We start from the raw sequence: 15,375 nt of genomic DNA, 5'->3' as shown, positions 1-15,375 counted from the left end.
GGCCTCGGCCAGCGGCATCGGGAACATGGTGCGAAAGCCGTGGATCACGTCGCGCCGAAGATCAGCGGAATGCCCAACCGCGATTCGTTCACCGCGATCTGCTGCAGGCGCCGCTTGCCTTCGAGGCCCGCATTGTTGAAGAGACCGGTGAGGCGGCCGGCGCGCACGTCGCAGTCTCCTGCTGCGCATTGCGCCAGCCGGCCTGCGGGTTGTTGGGGGTGTTGATTTCCGCCGGGCCGAAGAGGCTGAGCTGGCCGGCTTTCTCCTGCGGCGTCATGCGCGCGATGAGCGCCTCGATGCGGGCATCGGCCGCATCGGGTGGCGCTGGGGGAGGGGTGTCGGCGGCGGGGGCTGCTGCTGCGGCAGAGAAGGAGATGCACGCCAGCCCGATCAGGCCGGCGATGCCAAGGTTTCGAACGCTCATGGCCCGGTATTCTGGGCGAAACACGGGCGCCCCGGCGCCAGGCCCTCGATGTCCGGGGGCTTGAACCGCAAAAATGGCTGCCGGCACCTGTCGCGCAGGCGCTGGCAGCCGTGGAAACCGGGGACCGACGGGTCGGTCTGGTCTTATTGCTTGTAGCTGTCGTCGATGCGGTCGAGCTTGCGGATCAGCGAAGGCCAGACGAACATGCCGCCGAGGCCGCCGCTTTGCACCTTCATTGCCTGGCCCACGCCGTCGATGATGCGCGGGTCGACATGCGTGAGTTCGCTGCCGCCCGACTGCGCCGCGATCTGGATCTGGCAGGTGTTCTCGAAGGTGTACATCGAGAGGAACGCATCGGCGATGGTCTTGCCGCAGGTCAGCAGGCCGTGGTTGCGCAGCATGAGGAAGTTGGCGTGGCCCATGTCGGCCTGCAGGCGCGGCTTCTCGTCGTCGCGGAAGGCCACGCCTTCGTAGTCGTGGTAGGCCAGCGAGGCCAGCACGAAGGTCGACTGCTGGCTGATGGGCAGCACGCCGTTCTTCTGCGCGCTCACGGCAATGCCGGCCCTGGTGTGGGTGTGCAGCACGCACTGGATGTCTTCGCGCGCGGCATGCACGGCGCTGTGGATCACGAAGCCGGCCGGGTTCACGGGGTAGGGCGAGTCGATGATCTTGTTGCACTGCTGGTCGACCTTGACCAGGCTCGACGCGGTGATCTCGTCGAACATCAGGCCGTAGGGGTTGATCAGGAAGTGGTGCTCGGGGCCGGGCACGCGCGCGCTGATGTGCGTGAACACCAGGTCGCTCCAGCCGTACAGCGCCACCAGGCGGTAGCAGGCGGCAAGGTCGACGCGAAGCTGCCACTCCTCGGCGGAGACGAGCTTCTGGATTTCGGGTTGGGAAAAGGCGTTCATGGGGTGTTTCCTTGGTGCGGTGTCAGGCTGTCGTGGCCGCGGGCTCGGTCAGCGCGGCCTTGTAGATGCTCTGCCTGGGCTGCGCCATCACGCGGCGCAGCATGGGCTCGAACTCGCCGATGGGCAGGGTCTCGGCCTTGGGGTCGAAGGCGGGGTTGTCGTAGAGCGCGCAGAACTCGGCCGTGCGCTCGTAGTGCGGGTGGTCCTTGAAGTTGTCGCGCATGTTGCGGTCCAGCCCGATGTGATGGAAGAAGTAATGGCCCTGGAAGATGCCGTGGTTCTGCACCATCCAGTGGTTGGCTTCGCTCACGAAGGGCTTCAGGATGGCGGCGGCAATGTCGGGGTGGTTGAAGCTGCCCAGCGTGTCGCCGATGTCGTGCAGCAGCGCGCACACCACGTACTCCTCGTCGCGGCCGTCGCGCAGCGCGCGCGTGGCGGTCTGCAGCGAATGGGTGTAGCGGTCGACGGGGAAGCCGCCGTAGTCGCCTTCGAGGATCTGCAGGTGCTTGATCACGCGCGCGGGCAGGCCGCCCGTGAACTGCATGAATTCGCCGCCGATCAGTTGCCAGTCTTCGCGCGTGCTTTCCTGCATGCTCTTGAAACTTGCGCGTGCGTTCATCGTGGGGGTCTCCGGTTCTTGTGGGTGCCGGTCACTGTATGCCCGTGCTTGACGTTCAACTGTCAAGAATTTGACAATGCGGGGTTCTGGTAAACCCCCGCCCCGCGCGGCTTTTCGCCCATGGCCGCTGCCCCGAAGACAAGACTTTCTCCCCCGCACCGCGCCGCGCTGGAGGGCAACCCGTGGTTCACGAGCATTCCGCGCGCGCAGCGCGAGGCGCTGCTGGGCGCGGCCGAACTGCTGCACGTGCGGCGCGGCGCGATGGTGTTCCGCCAGGGCGACCCGATCCACGCGGCGGGCGGCGGCTTCTACGGGCTGGTGGCCGGCAGCATCAAGATCTCGTCGTTGCGCCAGGACGGGCGCGAGGCCATCCTCGCGGTGCTGGAGCCGGGCAACTGGTTCGGCGAGATCACGCTGATCGACGGCTCGCCGCGCACGCACGACGCCACCGCGCTCGAAGCGCTCGACCTGCTGGTGGTGCCGCCCGGGGCCTTCGTGCAGCTGATGCGCGACGGCGTGTTCGCCAACGCCATCGCGGCCATGCTGGCGGCGCGCGTGCGCATGCTCTACGGCCTGGCCGAGGACGCCACCTTGCGCAGCCTGCGCGCGCGCGTGGCGCACCGGCTGCTGGTGCTGGCGCGCGGTGACGCCACGCAGTCGCTGCACCTGCGGCGCAGCCTGCAACTGCCGCAGGAGGCGCTGGCCATGATGCTCGGCGTGACGCGGCAAACGCTGTCCAAAGAACTCAATGCGCTGGCGGGCGAGGGTGTGATCTCGCTGGGCTACGGGCGCATCGAGCTGCTGTCGCTCGACGCGCTGCAGGCGCTGGTGAGCACCGGTTAGGCCCGCTGGCATCCGGTCACGAGGTCATCAGGCATGCGGCGTATAAGGAGCGGGTCGGCTCCGGCCGGCACGTCCCGCGGCGGCGAGCACCGGACGCAGAAGAGTTGCCGTCCCGCGGTCATCCACGCATCACAGGAAGGTAGAACATTCATGAGCAACAAAGCGACAGTCGTTCTGGTCCACGGTTTCTGGGGCGGCGCGAAGGTCATCGTCGAGCTCACGCGCAAGGGCCACACCGGCATTCGCGCGGTCGAGATGCCGCTGACCTCGCTGGCCGACGACGCCGAGCGCGTGCGCAAGATGGTGGCGCAGCAGAAGGGGCCGGTCGTGCTGGTGGGGCACTCCTACGGCGGCGCGGTCATCACGCAGGCCGGCGACCTGCCCAACGTGACGGGGCTGGTGTACATCGCGGCCTTCGCGCCCGACGCCGGCGAGAGCCCCGGCGGCATCACGCAGCAACACCCGCCGGCGGGCGCGGCCAACCTGGCGCCCGACAGCGACGGCTACCTGTGGGTCGTGCCCGAGAAGTTCCACGAGAGCTTCTGCCAGGACCTGACGCCCGACGAAGGCCTGGTGATGGGCGTCACGCAGAAGGCGCCGCTTGCCAGCACCTTCGGCGACACCATCACGGCGCCGGCGTGGAAGAAAAAGCCGTCGTGGTATCAGATCTCCAGCGACGACCGCATGATCGCGCCGGCCAACCAGACCTTCATGTCGGGCCGGCTGGGCGCCAGGAAGGTCATCACGCTGGCGTCGAGCCACGCCTCGCTGGCATCGCACCCGGCCGAGGTGGCGGCGCTGATCGACGAGGCGGTGAGCGCCGCCAACGCCGGCTGAGGCTACTCACGACGCGCACTTTTCTTCAGTGCGCGTCGGCCGCGTGCGGCCTCGCCAGCCGAGCGCGGCCACCGACCCCGCGGCCGCGATGACGATCAGCACGGCCACGGTCAGCACGGCGAAGAAGGCCTGGTCGAACGCCGCGTGCGCGAGCGCGACGAGCTGCGACGCCACCTGCGCCGGCAGCGTTTCCGCGGCCAGCAGCGCGGCGTCGATGCCGTCGCTGGCGGACGCTGGCACCGGCAGGCTGGCGGGAATGGCCAGCGCGGCCGTGTAGCTCGACGACAGCACGCTGCCCAGCAGCGCGATGCCCAGCACGCCGCCCAGTTCGTAAGACACCTCCTCGATCGACGCGGCCATGCCCGCGCGCTCCACCGGCGCGTTGTTCATGATCGCGTTGGACGCCGCCGTCATGGTGGCGCCCACGCCCAGCCCCAGCAGCACCAGAACGCCGAGCTTGAACATCGCCGACGCGTCGATGGCCAGCGCCAGTCCGCACAGCGAGAGCGCCGTGGTGAGCAGGCCCAGCAGGATGATCGGACGCGACCCCACGCGCGACAGCAGCAGGCCCGCGACCGGCCCCGCCACGAAGGCGGCCAGCGGAATCGGCAGGATGGTCAGTCCCGCCTGCAGCGGCGTGAGACCGCTCACCAGCTGCAGCCGCTGCGTGAAGACCAGCTCGACCCCGACCAGCGCCACCGAAGCCACGATGGCCGCGATCACGCCGCCCGAGAAATACGCGTTGCGGAACAGGCGGAAATCGACCAGCGGCGCCGCGCTGCGCCGCTGGCGCCGCACGAAGAGCCCCATCGCCACGAGCGACAGCGTGCCCGTCACCACGGCCAGGGTGATCGAAGGTGCGTACTTGGCGAACTCCTTGATCGTGAGCACCAGGCAGACCAGCGCCGCCAGCGCCTGCACCGACCCGATGAAGTCCCACGGCCGATTGCCGGTCGTCTGCTGGCGCGGCAGCAGCCACAGGCCCAGCCCCAGCGCGAGCAGCACCACCGGCACGTTGATGAGAAAGACGGAGCCCCACCAGAAGTACTCCAGCAGCACGCCGCCGACCACCGGCCCGAGCGCCGCGCCGCCCGAGGCCACCGAGGCCCAGATGCCGATGGCCACCGCGCGCTCGCGGTCGTCGGTGAAGGTCAGGCGGATGATGGCCAGCGTGGCCGGCATCATCATCGAGGCGCCCACGCCCAGCACGGCGCGCGCGGCAATCAGCGCGCCCGAGGTCGGCGCATAGGCCGCGCACAGCGACGCCACGCCGAACACGGCCAGCCCCGCGATGAACATGCGCCGGTAGCCCACGCGGTCGCCCAGCGCGCCCATGCCCAGCAGGAAGCCGGAGACGGCGACGGTGTACGCGTTGATGATCCAGAGCTTGGCCGAGGCCGACGCGGCCAGGTCGTGCGTGAGCTTGGGCAGCGCGGTGTAGAGCACCGTCATGTCGACCACGATCAGCAGCAGCGCCATCGAGACGATGGCCAGCGTGATCCATTTCTTGGTGCCTTGCGTCATGGCTGGCCTCCGAGTTCCTTGAGCATCGTGACGGACACGGGCGTGCAGCCGCGTGCCTCGAAGAAGCGGTGCGCGTCTTCGTTGCCGATGCCGCTTTCGAGAAAGAGCCGCTCGACGCCGCGCGTGCGCAGCTCGGCGCAGACCCAGTCGAACATGCGCCGGCCCACGCCCGCGCCCTGGTGGCGCGCATCGACGACCAGGTCGTCGAGCGTGGCGAAGGTGCGCGAGGCCCGCTTGGTTTCGTCGATGGCGACGAAGGCGATGCCGGCCAGCGCGTTATCGACGTGCGCGGTCGCGATCAGCGTGTGCGACGTGGCGGTGGGCTGGGCGAGTGCGTGGCGCACCTGCGCCGCCAAAACGTCCGGCAGGTCGGCGCGCCATTCGCCGATGGCGACGGCGCGCTGCTCCTGCAGCTCGGAATGGGAGATGTAGCGGGGGCTCAGTTGCGCCATGAACAACGCGACGATCGCGCGCTCTTGCGCGGGGTCGTTGCACCACTCGATGCGCAGCGGTGCCGTGGGGGTACGGGATATCAGCATGCGCGCATGTTGCGCCATTAAAATGGATGAATAAAGATGAAATCCATCTGAAAAATAGATAGGTCTGCCGGATGGGCCACATGGAATGGACAGTCGACCAGTTGCGCCAGTTCGTGACGACCGCCGAGTGCGGGTCGTTCTCCGCCGCCGCGCGCCATCTGGGCAAGGCGCAGTCGGCCGTGAGCACCGCCATCGGCCTGCTCGAGGTCGACCTGGGCGTGGCGCTGTTCGACCGCTCGCGCCGCAACGCGCAGTTGTCAGAAGCGGGGCAGGTGCTGCTGCTCGAGGCGCGCGAGCTGCTGCGCCAGGCCGAGCAGCTCGACCAGCGCGCCCGCTCGCTGAACGCGGGCAGCGAGGCCGCGCTGTCGCTGGCGTTGGACGAGGCCCTGCCGTACACGGCCATTGCCACGCTGCTGCGCGAGATCTCGGTGAAATTCCCCAGCCTCGAACTCACGCTGCTCAACGGCACGGCCACTGAAGTCGCCGACTACGTCGAGCAGGAGCGCGCCAGCGTCGCCTTTCACTTCGACCGGGGGCCGGTGCGTTCGTGTTTCGACCAGCGGCACATCGGCACCGTGCCGCAGGGTGTGTTCGTGGCGAGCGACCATCCGCTGGCCGACGGCCGCACGGTGCGCCGCAAGGACCTCGTGCGGCACCGGCAACTGCTGATGCACGCCGACGACGTGCACGAGGTGGCCTACAGCCCCAAGGTGTGGCGCTCGGACAGCTTCTACAGCACGGCCGAGATGGTGGCCGACAACCTGGGATGGGCGGTGCTGCCGGTCAACATCGCGCACTACGAGGGCTTTCGCAAGGCGCTGCAGGAAGTGGCTTGCCCTTCGCTGGCGCTGCCACGGCTGTCGGTGCGCATGCTGTGGCTGCAGGGCCGGCCGCTGGGCGCGACGGCGCTGTACGTGCGGCAGCGCTTTGCGGAGCTGCTGCTCAACAGCCCGGAGTGACAGGCCCGGAGTAACAGGCCCGGAGTGCCTCAGCGCAGCACGCGCCCGTCGGCGGAAATGCTGATCAGGTCGATGCTGCGCACGTTGTCGCGCAGGCCCGGGCGCAGGTTGATGCGAAAGCCGCCCACGTCGTAGTCGGTCATGCCGGTCATCACGCGTTGCAGGCTCGCGGCGTTGAAGCCGCGGCCGGCGCGGCGCACGGCCTCGCCGGCAGCCTTGGCGGCGATGAAGCCCTCGAGCCCTTCGTACGACGCGGTCTGGTCGGAGTTGTCGACCGCCGCCAGGTACTCCTTGACGATCGGAATGGCCGAAGGCCGGGGCGAGGGCACCACCTGCGAGATCACGATGCCGCCGATGTCCTTGCCCAGCGTGGCGTAGAGCGGGTCGATGCCGACGATCGAGAAGGCCATGAAATTGCCCGTGTAGCCGCTCTTGCGCAGCTTGCGGATGGCGTTGGCCGTGGTGCCCGAAAGCGACACCAGCACGATGGCCTGCGGCGTCTGCTGCTGCACCGTCTTCAGGGCCGCGTCGAGCTTGTCGCCGGTGGCCGGCACCAGCGCGGTGGCCACCAGCGGCGGCAGCTTGAGTTCGGCAGCCGCCTGCTGCACGGCGGCCAGGCCGGCGCGGCCCATGGCGTCGTCGTCGCCCACGAGCGCGATGCGGGTCTGTCCCACGGTGGCGCACTGGCGCACGATCTTCAGGGCCTCGTCGATCATGCCGGGGCGCACATGGAACACGTTCGGGTGGTCGGCGCCGCGCAGCGCATCGGACGCCGCGAAGGGCGCGAACAGCAGGCTGCCTTGCTGCGTGGCCACGTTGGCGCCGGCCTCGCTGCTGGCGGTGCCGACAAAGCCGAACAGCATGTCGGCCTTGTGGGTGGTGAGCAGGGTGCGCGCGTTGGTGGTGGCGCGGGCGGCGTCGTAGCCGTCGTCCAGCTGCAGCAGCTTGAGCTGCAGGCCGGTGGCCGCATTGCGTTCGTTGAAGTCGCTCACCGCGAGCCGGCTGCCGGCCGCGAAGGCATTGCCGATTTCGCTGGCGCCACCGGTGAGCGGCACCGATTGGCCCAGCAGCACGACACGGGCCGCGCCCGCGCCGCCGCCGCTACCGGCCGCCGGACGCGCGGCCTGTTGTGCCCCCGCCGGCAACGCAATGCCGAGGCCGCTTCCCAGGAGCATGGCACCGCAAGCCTGCCCCAGCCATTCCCTGCGCGATGTGTTCATGTGACACCTTTTTAACAGTAGTAAAAAAGTGTAGCAATATCGGGGCCAGGGGGGAAGGCGTGGGAACGCCGAGGTGCGGGGCCGTTCAGGCCTTGCGTTCGAACACCAGGTCCCACACGCCGTGGCCCAGCTTGATGCCGCGGTTCTCGAACTTGGTGAGCGGGCGGTAGTCGGGCTTGGGCGCGTAGGCCTCGGCCGTGTTGCGCAGCAGCGGCTCGGCCGCCAGCACTTCGAGCATCTGCTCGGCGTAGGGCTGCCAGTCGGTGGCGCAGTGGATGTAGCCGCCGGGGCGCAGGTGCCGTGCAAGCTTGGTCACGAACTCGGGCTGGATCAGCCGGCGCTTGTTGTGCCGCTTCTTGTGCCAGGGGTCGGGAAAGAAGATGTGAACGCCGGCCAGGGTGCCGGGCTGCAGCATGTGGTCGAGCACGTCGACCGCGTCGTGCGCGCAGATGCGGATGTTGGTGATCGACTGTTCGCCGATGCGCTTGAGCAGCGCGCCCACGCCGGGCTCGTGCACTTCGCAGCACAAGAAGTTGGTCTCGGGCAGCACCGTGGCGATGTGCGCGGTGGCCTCGCCCATGCCGAAGCCGATCTCGAGCACCGTGGGCGCCACGCGGCCGCCGAAGGCTGCCGTGAGGTCGAGCGGCTCGGGGGTGTAGGGCACCAGGAACAGCGGCCCCAACTCGGCGAAGGCGCGTGCCTGGCCGTCTGTGGTGCGCCCCGCGCGCTTCACGAAGCTCTTGAGGCGGCGGTGCAGCGGATGCGGCTTGGCAGCGTCGTCGCTGGCCGGTTCATCGCTGGGCGGGAGGTCGTTGGGCACGGTGTCGGGAATGTTCATGAGGGCCGCGAATTGTAGAGAGCGCGCCATTCGGGCATCCAGCCGGCCAACGCGGACGCGCAATCGGCGGCCGTGGCGGGGCGCAGGCCGAGCACGCGCGCGGCGCTGTCCAGCGCGGCCAGGGCGGCTTCGGGCGTGTCCGTGTCGATGGCCGTGGCGCCGTTCTGCTTGGACAGCTTGTCGCCGTCGGCGCCGCGCACCAGCGGCGTGTGCAGGTAGCTGGGCGTGGCAAAGCCGAGCGCGCGCTGCAGCAGGATCTGGCGCGCGGTGTTGTCGGTCAGGTCTTCGCCGCGAACCACGTCGCTCACGCCTTGCTCGGCGTCGTCGACCACCACCGCGAGCTGGTAGGCCCAGGGGCCGTCGGCGCGGCGCAGCACGAAGTCGCCGACCTCGCGGCTGACGTTCTGGCACTGGCGGCCGAGGCGGCGGTCGGTGAAGCACAGGGCGTTGTCGGTGCCCGTCTCGCGGCCCTCGGCCCAGGGCACGCCGGGCGTGGCCGGCAGGTCGGACTCGAACTTCTCGGTGGCGAAGCGCCAGGCGCGCGCCGGCTTGCCGTGCAGCCCGTCGCGGCAGGTGCCGGGGTAGACCCGCTCGCCGTGCCGTTCATGGTGCTGGCCGAGCCGCACGAGGGCCTCGTGGATGTCCTTGCGCGAGCAGCCGCAGGGGTAGGCCAGGCCGCGGGCCTTCAGGCGCTCCAGCGCGGCCTCGTAGCGTGCGGTGCGCTGCGTCTGCCACACGGGGGGCTCGTCGGGCCGCATGGCGCAGTCGGCGAGCTGCTGCAGGATGTGTTCGCCCATGCCGGGCAGGCAGCGCTCGGTGTCGGCGTCCTCGATGCGGATCAGCCAGCGCGCCTGGGGCCCCCGGGCGCGCACGTCGAGCCAGCTGGCCAGCGCGGCCACCAGCGAGCCCGCGTGCAGCGGGCCGGTGGGCGATGGCGCGAAGCGGCCGGTCTCCCTCATCTCCCGATCAGAGGACGGCGAGCGCGAGCGACAGGCCTGAAAGAAACGCGTCTTCCACGCGGTGGCCGGTGCACCAGTCGCCGGCCACGCCGATGCGCGCCTTGGCGTCCCAGAGGTGCGTGGTGCCCAGCGGCACCTGCGTTTGCGCTTCGCTCCAGCACAGGGCCTGGGCGTGCGCGGGCGTGGCGTGGATGCCGGTGATCTCGGCGAAGGCGCGCAGCAGCTTGGCCTCGACGCGCGCGGGCGTGTCGCGCAGGTGCTCTTGCGACCACGCGGCGCTGGCCTGCAAGGTCCAGCGCTCGACCGGTTCACGGCCGGGCTTGGACGATTCGCGCGCCAGCCATGCCACGCGGTGGTGCGTGCTGCGCGCGGCGTTCCATTGCGGGCCGAGGTGCGACATGGTGGGCTGGTTGGCCTGGGGGAAGGCGATCATCAGCGTCCAGCAGGGCGCGATGCGCACGGGCTCGACCTTGGCGCTGAGCTTGGCCGACAGCTTGCCGCCGTCCAGCAGGGCGCGCGTGCGCGAAGGCGGCACGGCGAGCAGCACGGCGTCGAAGCCGGAATACACGTGTTGGGAGTCGTCGGCGCCTGCGGTGCGCAGCTGCCAGCGCTTGGCGTCGAGTGCGTCGGGTTCGATCTGCGTGACCTGCGTGCCGGTGACGAGGCTGTCGCCCAGCGGCTTGGCCCAGTGGGCCACCAGCGCGTCCATGCCGGGCTGTGCCACCCAGTGCGATTCGAGCGAGGGCAGGGCGGCCTCGGCCACGCGGCCGTGGGCGTCGAGCACGCGCACGAGGTTGGCGCTCCAGCGCTTGCACACGCCGGGTGTGTTTTCAAGGGCCAGCGCAAAGCGCGGGTCGCGCACGGTGAAGTATTGGGCGCCGCTGTCGAAGCGGCCGAAGGCGGTGTCGACGCTGGCCATGCGGCCGCCGGCCGTGGCCTGGCGCTCGAACAGCGTGACCTGGTGGCCGGCCTGCGCCAGCGTTCGGGCGGAAGCCACCCCGGCAATGCCTGCGCCGACGACGGCGTAGTGGCGCGGGGCGGCCGGGGTTCGGTGGCGGTCGGCGGGCTTGGCCTTTGCCTTTGCCTTTGCAGTGGCGCGAGTGGTCATGACGGACTCTTTTCTTCTGGAGGAAATACGGTTGGATGTGTCTGCACTCTACATCGGTCCGGCAGGGGCTTCGCCTGAGGGCACACCCTTAGCGCCATGGTGCGAAATCCCGGTCATGCTTATCGACCGCGATGGCGCTCGATCAATGCCCGCCGCGTGGCCTCGTGCTCGAACTGAGCGAGCCACCATTCGAGCGCGCGCCCCGGCTTGCCCGCGGTGCGCACGCGCCATGCGCAGTGCAGCGTGCCCAGCGGCGGCCTGCGTTCCGTCTTCAGCTCGACCAGGTGCCCGGCCTCGATGTACGGCCGCGCCATCGGCTCGGGCAGGAAGCCGCCGCCCAGCCCGTGCAACTGCGCCGCGATCTTGGCCTGCATGCTCGGCACCGTGAGCACGTCCTGCCCGCCCATGAGGTTGACCGTCATGGGGGCGCCGTGGCGCGCCGAGTCGGCGGCGGCCACCGCGCGGTACGGGCGCATCACGTCGTCGGTCAGCGGCTCGGGCATGCGCGCCAGCGGATGGTGCGGCGCCACCGCATACACGAAGCGCAGCTCGCCGATCGGCCGGCTGCGAATGCCCGTGGCCGTGAAGGCCAGGCTCGCCGCGTCGAGCACCGCGCCGACGGCCAGGTCGGCCTCGCCGCTGGTCAGCGCCTCGATGGTGCCCAGCAGCGTCTCGTCGCGCAGCTTCAGCCGCGTGGGCGGCTCCAGCGCGAAGAAGGCGGTGGCCAGGTCGAGCAGCGGGTCGCGCGCGATCACGCTGTCGACCGCGATGGTCAGCATCGGCTCCCAGCCGGTGGCCACGCGCTTGACGCGGTTGGCCACCGCGTCGATTTCGCCCAGCAGGCGGTCGGCCTCGCGCAGAAGCTCGGCGCCGGCCTCGGTGAGTCGCGCTTGTCTTGCGCTGCGGTCGAACAGCAGCACGTCGAGCGCGTCCTCGATCTGGCGCACGCGGTAGCTCAGCGCGCTGGGTACGAGGTCGAGCGCGCGGGCGGCGGCGGCAAAGCTGCCGGTGCTGGCCACGGTCTGGAGCATCGAAAGGGCGTCGGGGGTCAGTACGTCGCGGGCACCGGGCATGGCGGCTCCATTGATTGATCAAATTATTTGAATGGTGCCATCAAAACGCAGCGTCTTTCCGAAGGGGGTGCCGCCCTAAAGTTCTCTACATCCGCTGCGCATCCGGCGCGGCATACGAAGAAGGCCCGGGCCTCCCCGAGGGGCAGGCAGGGCCAAAAGGAGTTCGACGATGTTGCAAGTCCGTAAATCACAGGAACGCGGTTATGCCGACCATGGCTGGCTGCGCTCGTTCCACAGTTTCTCGTTCGCCGGTTACTACGACGAGGCCCACATGGGCTTCGGCAACCTGCGCGTGATCAACGAAGACCGCGTGGCGGCGGGCGCCGGTTTCGGCACCCACGGCCACAAGGACATGGAGATCATCAGCTACGTGCTGTCGGGCGAACTGGCGCACAAGGACAGCATGGGCAACGTGGAAAGCATTCCGCCCGGCGACGTGCAACGCATGAGCGCGGGGCGCGGCGTGATGCACAGCGAGTTCAACCACAAGGCCGACGAGACCACGCACTTCCTGCAGATCTGGATCATGCCGAACGTGCGCGGCATCGAGCCCGGCTACGAGCAGAAGCAGTTCAGCGACGCCGAGAAGCGCGGCAAGCTGCGCCTCGTGGCCTCGCCCGACGGCAGCGACGGGTCAGTCACGGTGCACGCCGATGCGCGCCTGTACGCCGGCCTGCTCGACGGCGAAGAGAAGGCCAGCCTGTCGCTGGACCCGGCGCGCAAGAGCTACGTGCACCTGGTGCGCGGCGAGCTCGAAGTGAACGGCCAGAAGCTCGTGGGCGGTGACGCCGCGATGCTCGAGGGCGAGTCGCAACTGACGCTGGGCGCCGGCAAGGACGCCGAAGTGCTGGTGTTCGACCTGGCCGCTTGATGTTTCCCCCGCCGGGCACGTGCTGCCCGGCTTTTTCTTTTGCGTTTTTCAATTTCAACAACCGAGGAGTTTTTCCATCATGGCAACCACCACAACCCCCAACGCTTCGCAGGACGTGCAAACCCTGATCGGCCGCCTGCTGATCGCCACGCTGTTCATTCCGGCCGGCTTCGGCAAGCTCATGGGCTTTGCAGGCACCGTCGGCTACATCACCAAGGCGGGCCTGCCGCTGCCCGAAGTCGCGGCGGTGATCGCCATCGTCATCGAACTCGGCTTTGGCATCGCGCTGCTGCTCGGCTTCAAGACGCGCTGGGTGGCCCTCGTGATGGCGATCTTCACGGTCGCGACCGCACTGTTCTTCCACAAGTTCTGGGCCGACGCGACGCAGAACATCCAGTTCTTCAAGAACATGGCCATCGCGGGCGGCCTGCTGTCTTTCGCTGCCTTCGGCGCGGGTCGCTTCAGCATCGATAAAAAGTAAGCTCCTCTTGTTTCCCCGGTGCCGCTGGCACGGCCCCGAACACCCACCCTCGATTCCCGGAGAACCATCCCATGGCAAACACAGTCGTCGTCTTCCATTCCGGCTACGGCCATACCCAACGCGTGGCGCAAGCGTGGCCGACGGCGCGCAGGCGCAATTGCTCGCCATCGATGCCGACGGCAACCTGCCCGAAGGCGGCTGGGAGCTGCTGGCCGCGGCCGACGCGATCATCTTCGGCTCGCCCACCTACATGGGCGGCGTGAGCTGGCAGTTCAAGAAATTCGCCGATGCATCGTCGAAGGTCTGGTACACGCAGGGCTGGAAAGACAAGCTCTTTGCCGGCTTCACCAACAGCGCCACCATGAACGGCGACAAGGTCACGACCATGACCTACCTGTGGACGCTGGCCATGCAGCACAGCGGCATCTGGGTCAGCATGGGCATCCTGCCGGCCAACAACAAGGCGGCCACGCGCGACTCCATGAACTACGTGGGCGGCTACGGCGGCCTGTTGACGCAATCGCCTTCCGATGCCAGCCCCGCCGAAATGCCCAAGGGCGATTTCGACACCGCCCGCGCATTCGGCGAGCGCATCGGCGCGGTGGCAAGATCACGCGGGTAAATCGCTTTTCAGACAAGACCGACCCCACGGAGAACACGATGACCGACACCATCCCCCAGACCCAACTGCTCCGGCCGCACGACAAGGACCTGGGCGGTGGCTTCAAGGTGCGCCGACTGCTGCCCGCGGCGCAGCGCCGCTCGGTCGGCCCCTTCGTGTTCTTCGACCATTTCGGCCCCGCCACCGAAGAGCCCGGCACCGAGCACGACGTGCGGCCGCATCCGCACATCGGCCTGTCGACGGTCACCTATCTCTTCAAGGGCGCGATGATGCATCGCGACAGCCTCGGCAGCGTGCAGGAGATCCTGCCCGGCGCCATCAACTGGATGACCGCGGGGCGCGGCATCGTGCACTCCGAGCGCAAGCCCGATCGCCTCAAGGCCGACACCTACGAGAACCACGGCCTGCAGCTGTGGGCCGCGCTGCCGCAGGCCCATGAAGAGATCGACCCCAGCTTCGAGCACACGCCGGCCGAGGCGATTCCCGAATGCGTGGAGCAGGGCGCCAACGTGCGCGTGCTGGTGGGCGAGGCCTTCGGCGTGCGCTCGCCGGTCAGGACGCTGTCGCAAACGGTGTACCTCGACATCGCGCTGCCGGCCGGCGGCCGCTTTGAATTGCCCGCGCTGGCGCCGGAACTGGCCGTGTACGCGGTCGATGCCGACGTGAGCGTCGACGGCGAAGCCGTGCCCGCGTACACCATGGCCGTGCTGCCCGAAGGGCAGGGCGCCGTGCTGACCGCCAGCGCCGCCGCGCGCCTGATGGTGATCGGCGGCGAGCCGGTGGACGGCCCACGCTACATCACCTGGAACTTCGTCTCCAGCCGGCGCGAGCGCATCCTCGAGGCCGGTGCCGACTGGGCGGCGCAACGCATGGGCCACGTGCCCGGGGAAACCGAGTTCATTCCGCTGCCGGGCAAACCCTTCGGCGTGCGCGAGCCCGACACGGGCAGCACGCCGGTCTGACGCTAAAGTCCGCAGTCTTCCAACCGACGCACCAACCCGGAAAGGCAGCGGCACCCATGGCAGTTTTGCGGACACCCGAGATCGCCCCAGGCGAATACGGCGACATCTTCCAATTCCTCATGGAAGAGCTGAAGCTCTTCAAGCGCAAGCTGGTCGTCATGCTCAAGCATGTGCAGACCGGCGAGTCGATGGTCTACGAGCAGGCCTGGTACGACTTTCATCTGAAGGACCAGCTGACGCAGCTTCTGAAGGACGGCAACTACGCCGCCGTGTCGCAGCTTCCGATCAACAAGCAGGGGCAGACGGGGATCTACATCGAGACCCGCTACGTGAAGTCCGGCAAGCTCGTGGGACTTCAGCTCGTGGAGGCCAGGCCGCACGAGGGCGGCCGCTATGTCGGATTGACGCCGGCCGTGGTGTTTACCGATGAAGACGGCGAGCGCATGTTGCCGTTTGCGTTGAAGCTCAAGTAAAAAACGGGCGTTGAATCCATGAAGAAAGCCCATCAGGCGTTGGCCTGATGGGCTTTCTTCATCGCGGGCTCTGCAAATTACTTCGCACTCTGACGGGGTTTGTCCGCTGCCT

Annotated in this window: 17 protein-coding genes and 1 pseudogene; 8 read left to right on the top strand and 10 right to left on the bottom strand. The window is 68.7% G+C overall.

Translation table 11 applies throughout. From position 1 onward, the window contains the following. Positions 1-44: 44 nt before the first annotated feature. From BMG07_RS42285 to BMG07_RS16975, 3 genes are all read right to left on the bottom strand, one after another. Positions 45-167 carry a hypothetical protein gene (locus BMG07_RS42285; RefSeq protein WP_269759077.1) on the bottom strand — a complete coding sequence of 41 codons (123 nt, stop codon included), beginning with the start codon at positions 165-167 and terminating at the stop codon, positions 45-47. Between the two features lie 400 nt (positions 168-567). Continuing rightward, positions 568-1,335 carry a class II aldolase/adducin family protein gene (locus BMG07_RS16980; RefSeq protein ID WP_198085563.1) on the bottom strand — a complete coding sequence of 256 codons (768 nt, stop codon included), beginning with the start codon at positions 1,333-1,335 and terminating at the stop codon, positions 568-570. A 22-nt stretch (positions 1,336-1,357) separates the two neighbouring features. Beyond that, a complete protein-coding gene (locus tag BMG07_RS16975; protein WP_198085562.1) occupies positions 1,358-1,954 on the bottom strand; it encodes an HD domain-containing protein in 597 nt (198 codons plus the stop codon). A 120-nt stretch (positions 1,955-2,074) separates the two neighbouring features. Here BMG07_RS16975 and BMG07_RS16970 point away from each other — a divergent pair, with 120 nt between their 5' ends. Together BMG07_RS16970 and BMG07_RS16965 are read left to right on the top strand one after the other, a co-directional pair. Continuing rightward, complete coding sequence (locus BMG07_RS16970) at positions 2,075-2,797, top strand: Crp/Fnr family transcriptional regulator (protein WP_198085561.1); 723 nt, start codon at positions 2,075-2,077, stop codon at positions 2,795-2,797. Positions 2,798-2,947: 150 nt separating this feature from the next. Next, positions 2,948-3,634, top strand: coding sequence for an alpha/beta hydrolase (locus BMG07_RS16965; protein ID WP_198085560.1), 687 nt, complete (start codon positions 2,948-2,950; stop codon positions 3,632-3,634). Between the two features lie 6 nt (positions 3,635-3,640). On the opposite strand, the gene BMG07_RS16960 is transcribed toward BMG07_RS16965, so the two are convergent. Continuing rightward, positions 3,641-5,158 carry an MFS transporter gene (locus tag BMG07_RS16960; RefSeq protein ID WP_198085559.1) on the bottom strand — a complete coding sequence of 506 codons (1,518 nt, stop codon included), beginning with the start codon at positions 5,156-5,158 and terminating at the stop codon, positions 3,641-3,643. Then, complete coding sequence (locus tag BMG07_RS16955; RefSeq protein ID WP_198085558.1) at positions 5,155-5,697, bottom strand: GNAT family N-acetyltransferase; 543 nt, start codon at positions 5,695-5,697, stop codon at positions 5,155-5,157. The genes BMG07_RS16960 and BMG07_RS16955 overlap by 4 nt, the downstream gene beginning before the upstream one ends. Positions 5,698-5,777: 80 nt before the next feature. On the opposite strand from BMG07_RS16955, the gene BMG07_RS16950 reads away from it, so the two are divergent. After that, positions 5,778-6,656: a LysR family transcriptional regulator gene (locus BMG07_RS16950; protein WP_198085557.1), complete on the top strand. Its 879-nt coding sequence runs from the start codon at positions 5,778-5,780 to the stop codon at positions 6,654-6,656. Positions 6,657-6,685: 29 nt separating this feature from the next. Here the strand turns inward: BMG07_RS16950 and BMG07_RS16945 are convergent, their stop codons facing one another. The 5 genes from BMG07_RS16945 to BMG07_RS16925 all read right to left on the bottom strand — a co-directional run bounded on the left by BMG07_RS16945 (position 6,686) and on the right by BMG07_RS16925 (position 11,854). Continuing rightward, a complete protein-coding gene (locus BMG07_RS16945) occupies positions 6,686-7,876 on the bottom strand; it encodes an ABC transporter substrate-binding protein (RefSeq protein ID WP_198085556.1) in 1,191 nt (396 codons plus the stop codon). Between the two features lie 85 nt (positions 7,877-7,961). Beyond that, complete coding sequence (trmB, locus tag BMG07_RS16940) at positions 7,962-8,714, bottom strand: tRNA (guanosine(46)-N7)-methyltransferase TrmB (RefSeq protein ID WP_198085555.1); 753 nt, start codon at positions 8,712-8,714, stop codon at positions 7,962-7,964. Beyond that, positions 8,711-9,673: a tRNA glutamyl-Q(34) synthetase GluQRS gene (gene gluQRS / locus BMG07_RS16935; RefSeq protein WP_198085554.1), complete on the bottom strand. Its 963-nt coding sequence runs from the start codon at positions 9,671-9,673 to the stop codon at positions 8,711-8,713. The genes trmB and gluQRS overlap by 4 nt, the downstream gene beginning before the upstream one ends. 7 nt (positions 9,674-9,680) lie before the next feature. After that, entirely contained in the window at positions 9,681-10,781 is a 1,101-nt protein-coding gene (locus tag BMG07_RS16930) for an NAD(P)/FAD-dependent oxidoreductase (protein ID WP_198085553.1), read from the bottom strand. Positions 10,782-10,900: 119 nt separating this feature from the next. Then, positions 10,901-11,854 (bottom strand): LysR family transcriptional regulator, encoded by a 954-nt coding sequence (locus tag BMG07_RS16925; protein ID WP_198085552.1) that lies wholly within the window; start codon positions 11,852-11,854, stop codon positions 10,901-10,903. 169 nt (positions 11,855-12,023) lie between these two features. Between BMG07_RS16925 and BMG07_RS16920 the strand changes: the two genes are divergently transcribed. The 5 genes and pseudogenes from BMG07_RS16920 to BMG07_RS16900 all read left to right on the top strand — a co-directional run bounded on the left by BMG07_RS16920 (position 12,024) and on the right by BMG07_RS16900 (position 15,263). Next, the gene (locus tag BMG07_RS16920; RefSeq protein WP_198085551.1) at positions 12,024-12,725 is read left to right on the top strand and encodes a pirin family protein; all 702 of its coding nucleotides are present in this window, start codon (positions 12,024-12,026) and stop codon (positions 12,723-12,725) included. A gap of 79 nt (positions 12,726-12,804) precedes the next feature. Further along, entirely contained in the window at positions 12,805-13,206 is a 402-nt protein-coding gene (locus BMG07_RS16915; RefSeq protein WP_198085550.1) for a DoxX family protein, read from the top strand. 71 nt (positions 13,207-13,277) lie between these two features. Continuing rightward, positions 13,278-13,828 (top strand): annotated as a pseudogene (locus BMG07_RS16910) (flavodoxin family protein). A 38-nt stretch (positions 13,829-13,866) separates the two neighbouring features. After that, positions 13,867-14,790, top strand: a complete 924-nt coding sequence (locus BMG07_RS16905) for a pirin family protein (protein ID WP_198085549.1) — start codon at positions 13,867-13,869, stop codon at positions 14,788-14,790. 56 nt (positions 14,791-14,846) lie between these two features. After that, positions 14,847-15,263, top strand: a complete 417-nt coding sequence (locus BMG07_RS16900) for a hypothetical protein (RefSeq protein WP_198085548.1) — start codon at positions 14,847-14,849, stop codon at positions 15,261-15,263. Positions 15,264-15,375: the final 112 nt, after the last annotated feature.

It is taken from the genome of Variovorax sp. E3 (assembly GCF_016082275.1).
Taxonomy (GTDB): Bacteria; Pseudomonadota; Gammaproteobacteria; order Burkholderiales; family Burkholderiaceae_C; genus Variovorax.
This window is presented reverse-complemented; position numbering and strand designations above follow the sequence as displayed.

Excerpts from the sequence above, each read along its gene's own strand:
- BMG07_RS16925 (WP_198085552.1), bottom strand. The coding sequence starts at position 11,854 with ATGCCCGGTGCCCGCGACGTACTGACCCCCGACGCCCTTTCGATGCTC.
- BMG07_RS16945 (WP_198085556.1), bottom strand. The coding sequence starts at position 7,876 with ATGAACACATCGCGCAGGGAATGGCTGGGGCAGGCTTGCGGTGCCATG.
- BMG07_RS16900 (WP_198085548.1), top strand. The coding sequence starts at position 14,847 with ATGGCAGTTTTGCGGACACCCGAGATCGCCCCAGGCGAATACGGCGAC.
- BMG07_RS16955 (WP_198085558.1), bottom strand. The coding sequence starts at position 5,697 with ATGCTGATATCCCGTACCCCCACGGCACCGCTGCGCATCGAGTGGTGC.
- BMG07_RS16960 (WP_198085559.1), bottom strand. The coding sequence starts at position 5,158 with ATGACGCAAGGCACCAAGAAATGGATCACGCTGGCCATCGTCTCGATG.
- BMG07_RS16915 (WP_198085550.1), top strand. The coding sequence starts at position 12,805 with ATGGCAACCACCACAACCCCCAACGCTTCGCAGGACGTGCAAACCCTG.
- BMG07_RS16920 (WP_198085551.1), top strand. The coding sequence starts at position 12,024 with ATGTTGCAAGTCCGTAAATCACAGGAACGCGGTTATGCCGACCATGGC.
- gluQRS (WP_198085554.1), bottom strand. The coding sequence starts at position 9,673 with ATGAGGGAGACCGGCCGCTTCGCGCCATCGCCCACCGGCCCGCTGCAC.
- BMG07_RS16905 (WP_198085549.1), top strand. The coding sequence starts at position 13,867 with ATGACCGACACCATCCCCCAGACCCAACTGCTCCGGCCGCACGACAAG.
- trmB (WP_198085555.1), bottom strand. The coding sequence starts at position 8,714 with ATGAACATTCCCGACACCGTGCCCAACGACCTCCCGCCCAGCGATGAA.
- BMG07_RS16965 (WP_198085560.1), top strand. The coding sequence starts at position 2,948 with ATGAGCAACAAAGCGACAGTCGTTCTGGTCCACGGTTTCTGGGGCGGC.
- BMG07_RS16970 (WP_198085561.1), top strand. The coding sequence starts at position 2,075 with ATGGCCGCTGCCCCGAAGACAAGACTTTCTCCCCCGCACCGCGCCGCG.
- BMG07_RS16975 (WP_198085562.1), bottom strand. The coding sequence starts at position 1,954 with ATGAACGCACGCGCAAGTTTCAAGAGCATGCAGGAAAGCACGCGCGAA.
- BMG07_RS16930 (WP_198085553.1), bottom strand. The coding sequence starts at position 10,781 with ATGACCACTCGCGCCACTGCAAAGGCAAAGGCAAAGGCCAAGCCCGCC.
- BMG07_RS16980 (WP_198085563.1), bottom strand. The coding sequence starts at position 1,335 with ATGAACGCCTTTTCCCAACCCGAAATCCAGAAGCTCGTCTCCGCCGAG.
- BMG07_RS16950 (WP_198085557.1), top strand. The coding sequence starts at position 5,778 with ATGGAATGGACAGTCGACCAGTTGCGCCAGTTCGTGACGACCGCCGAG.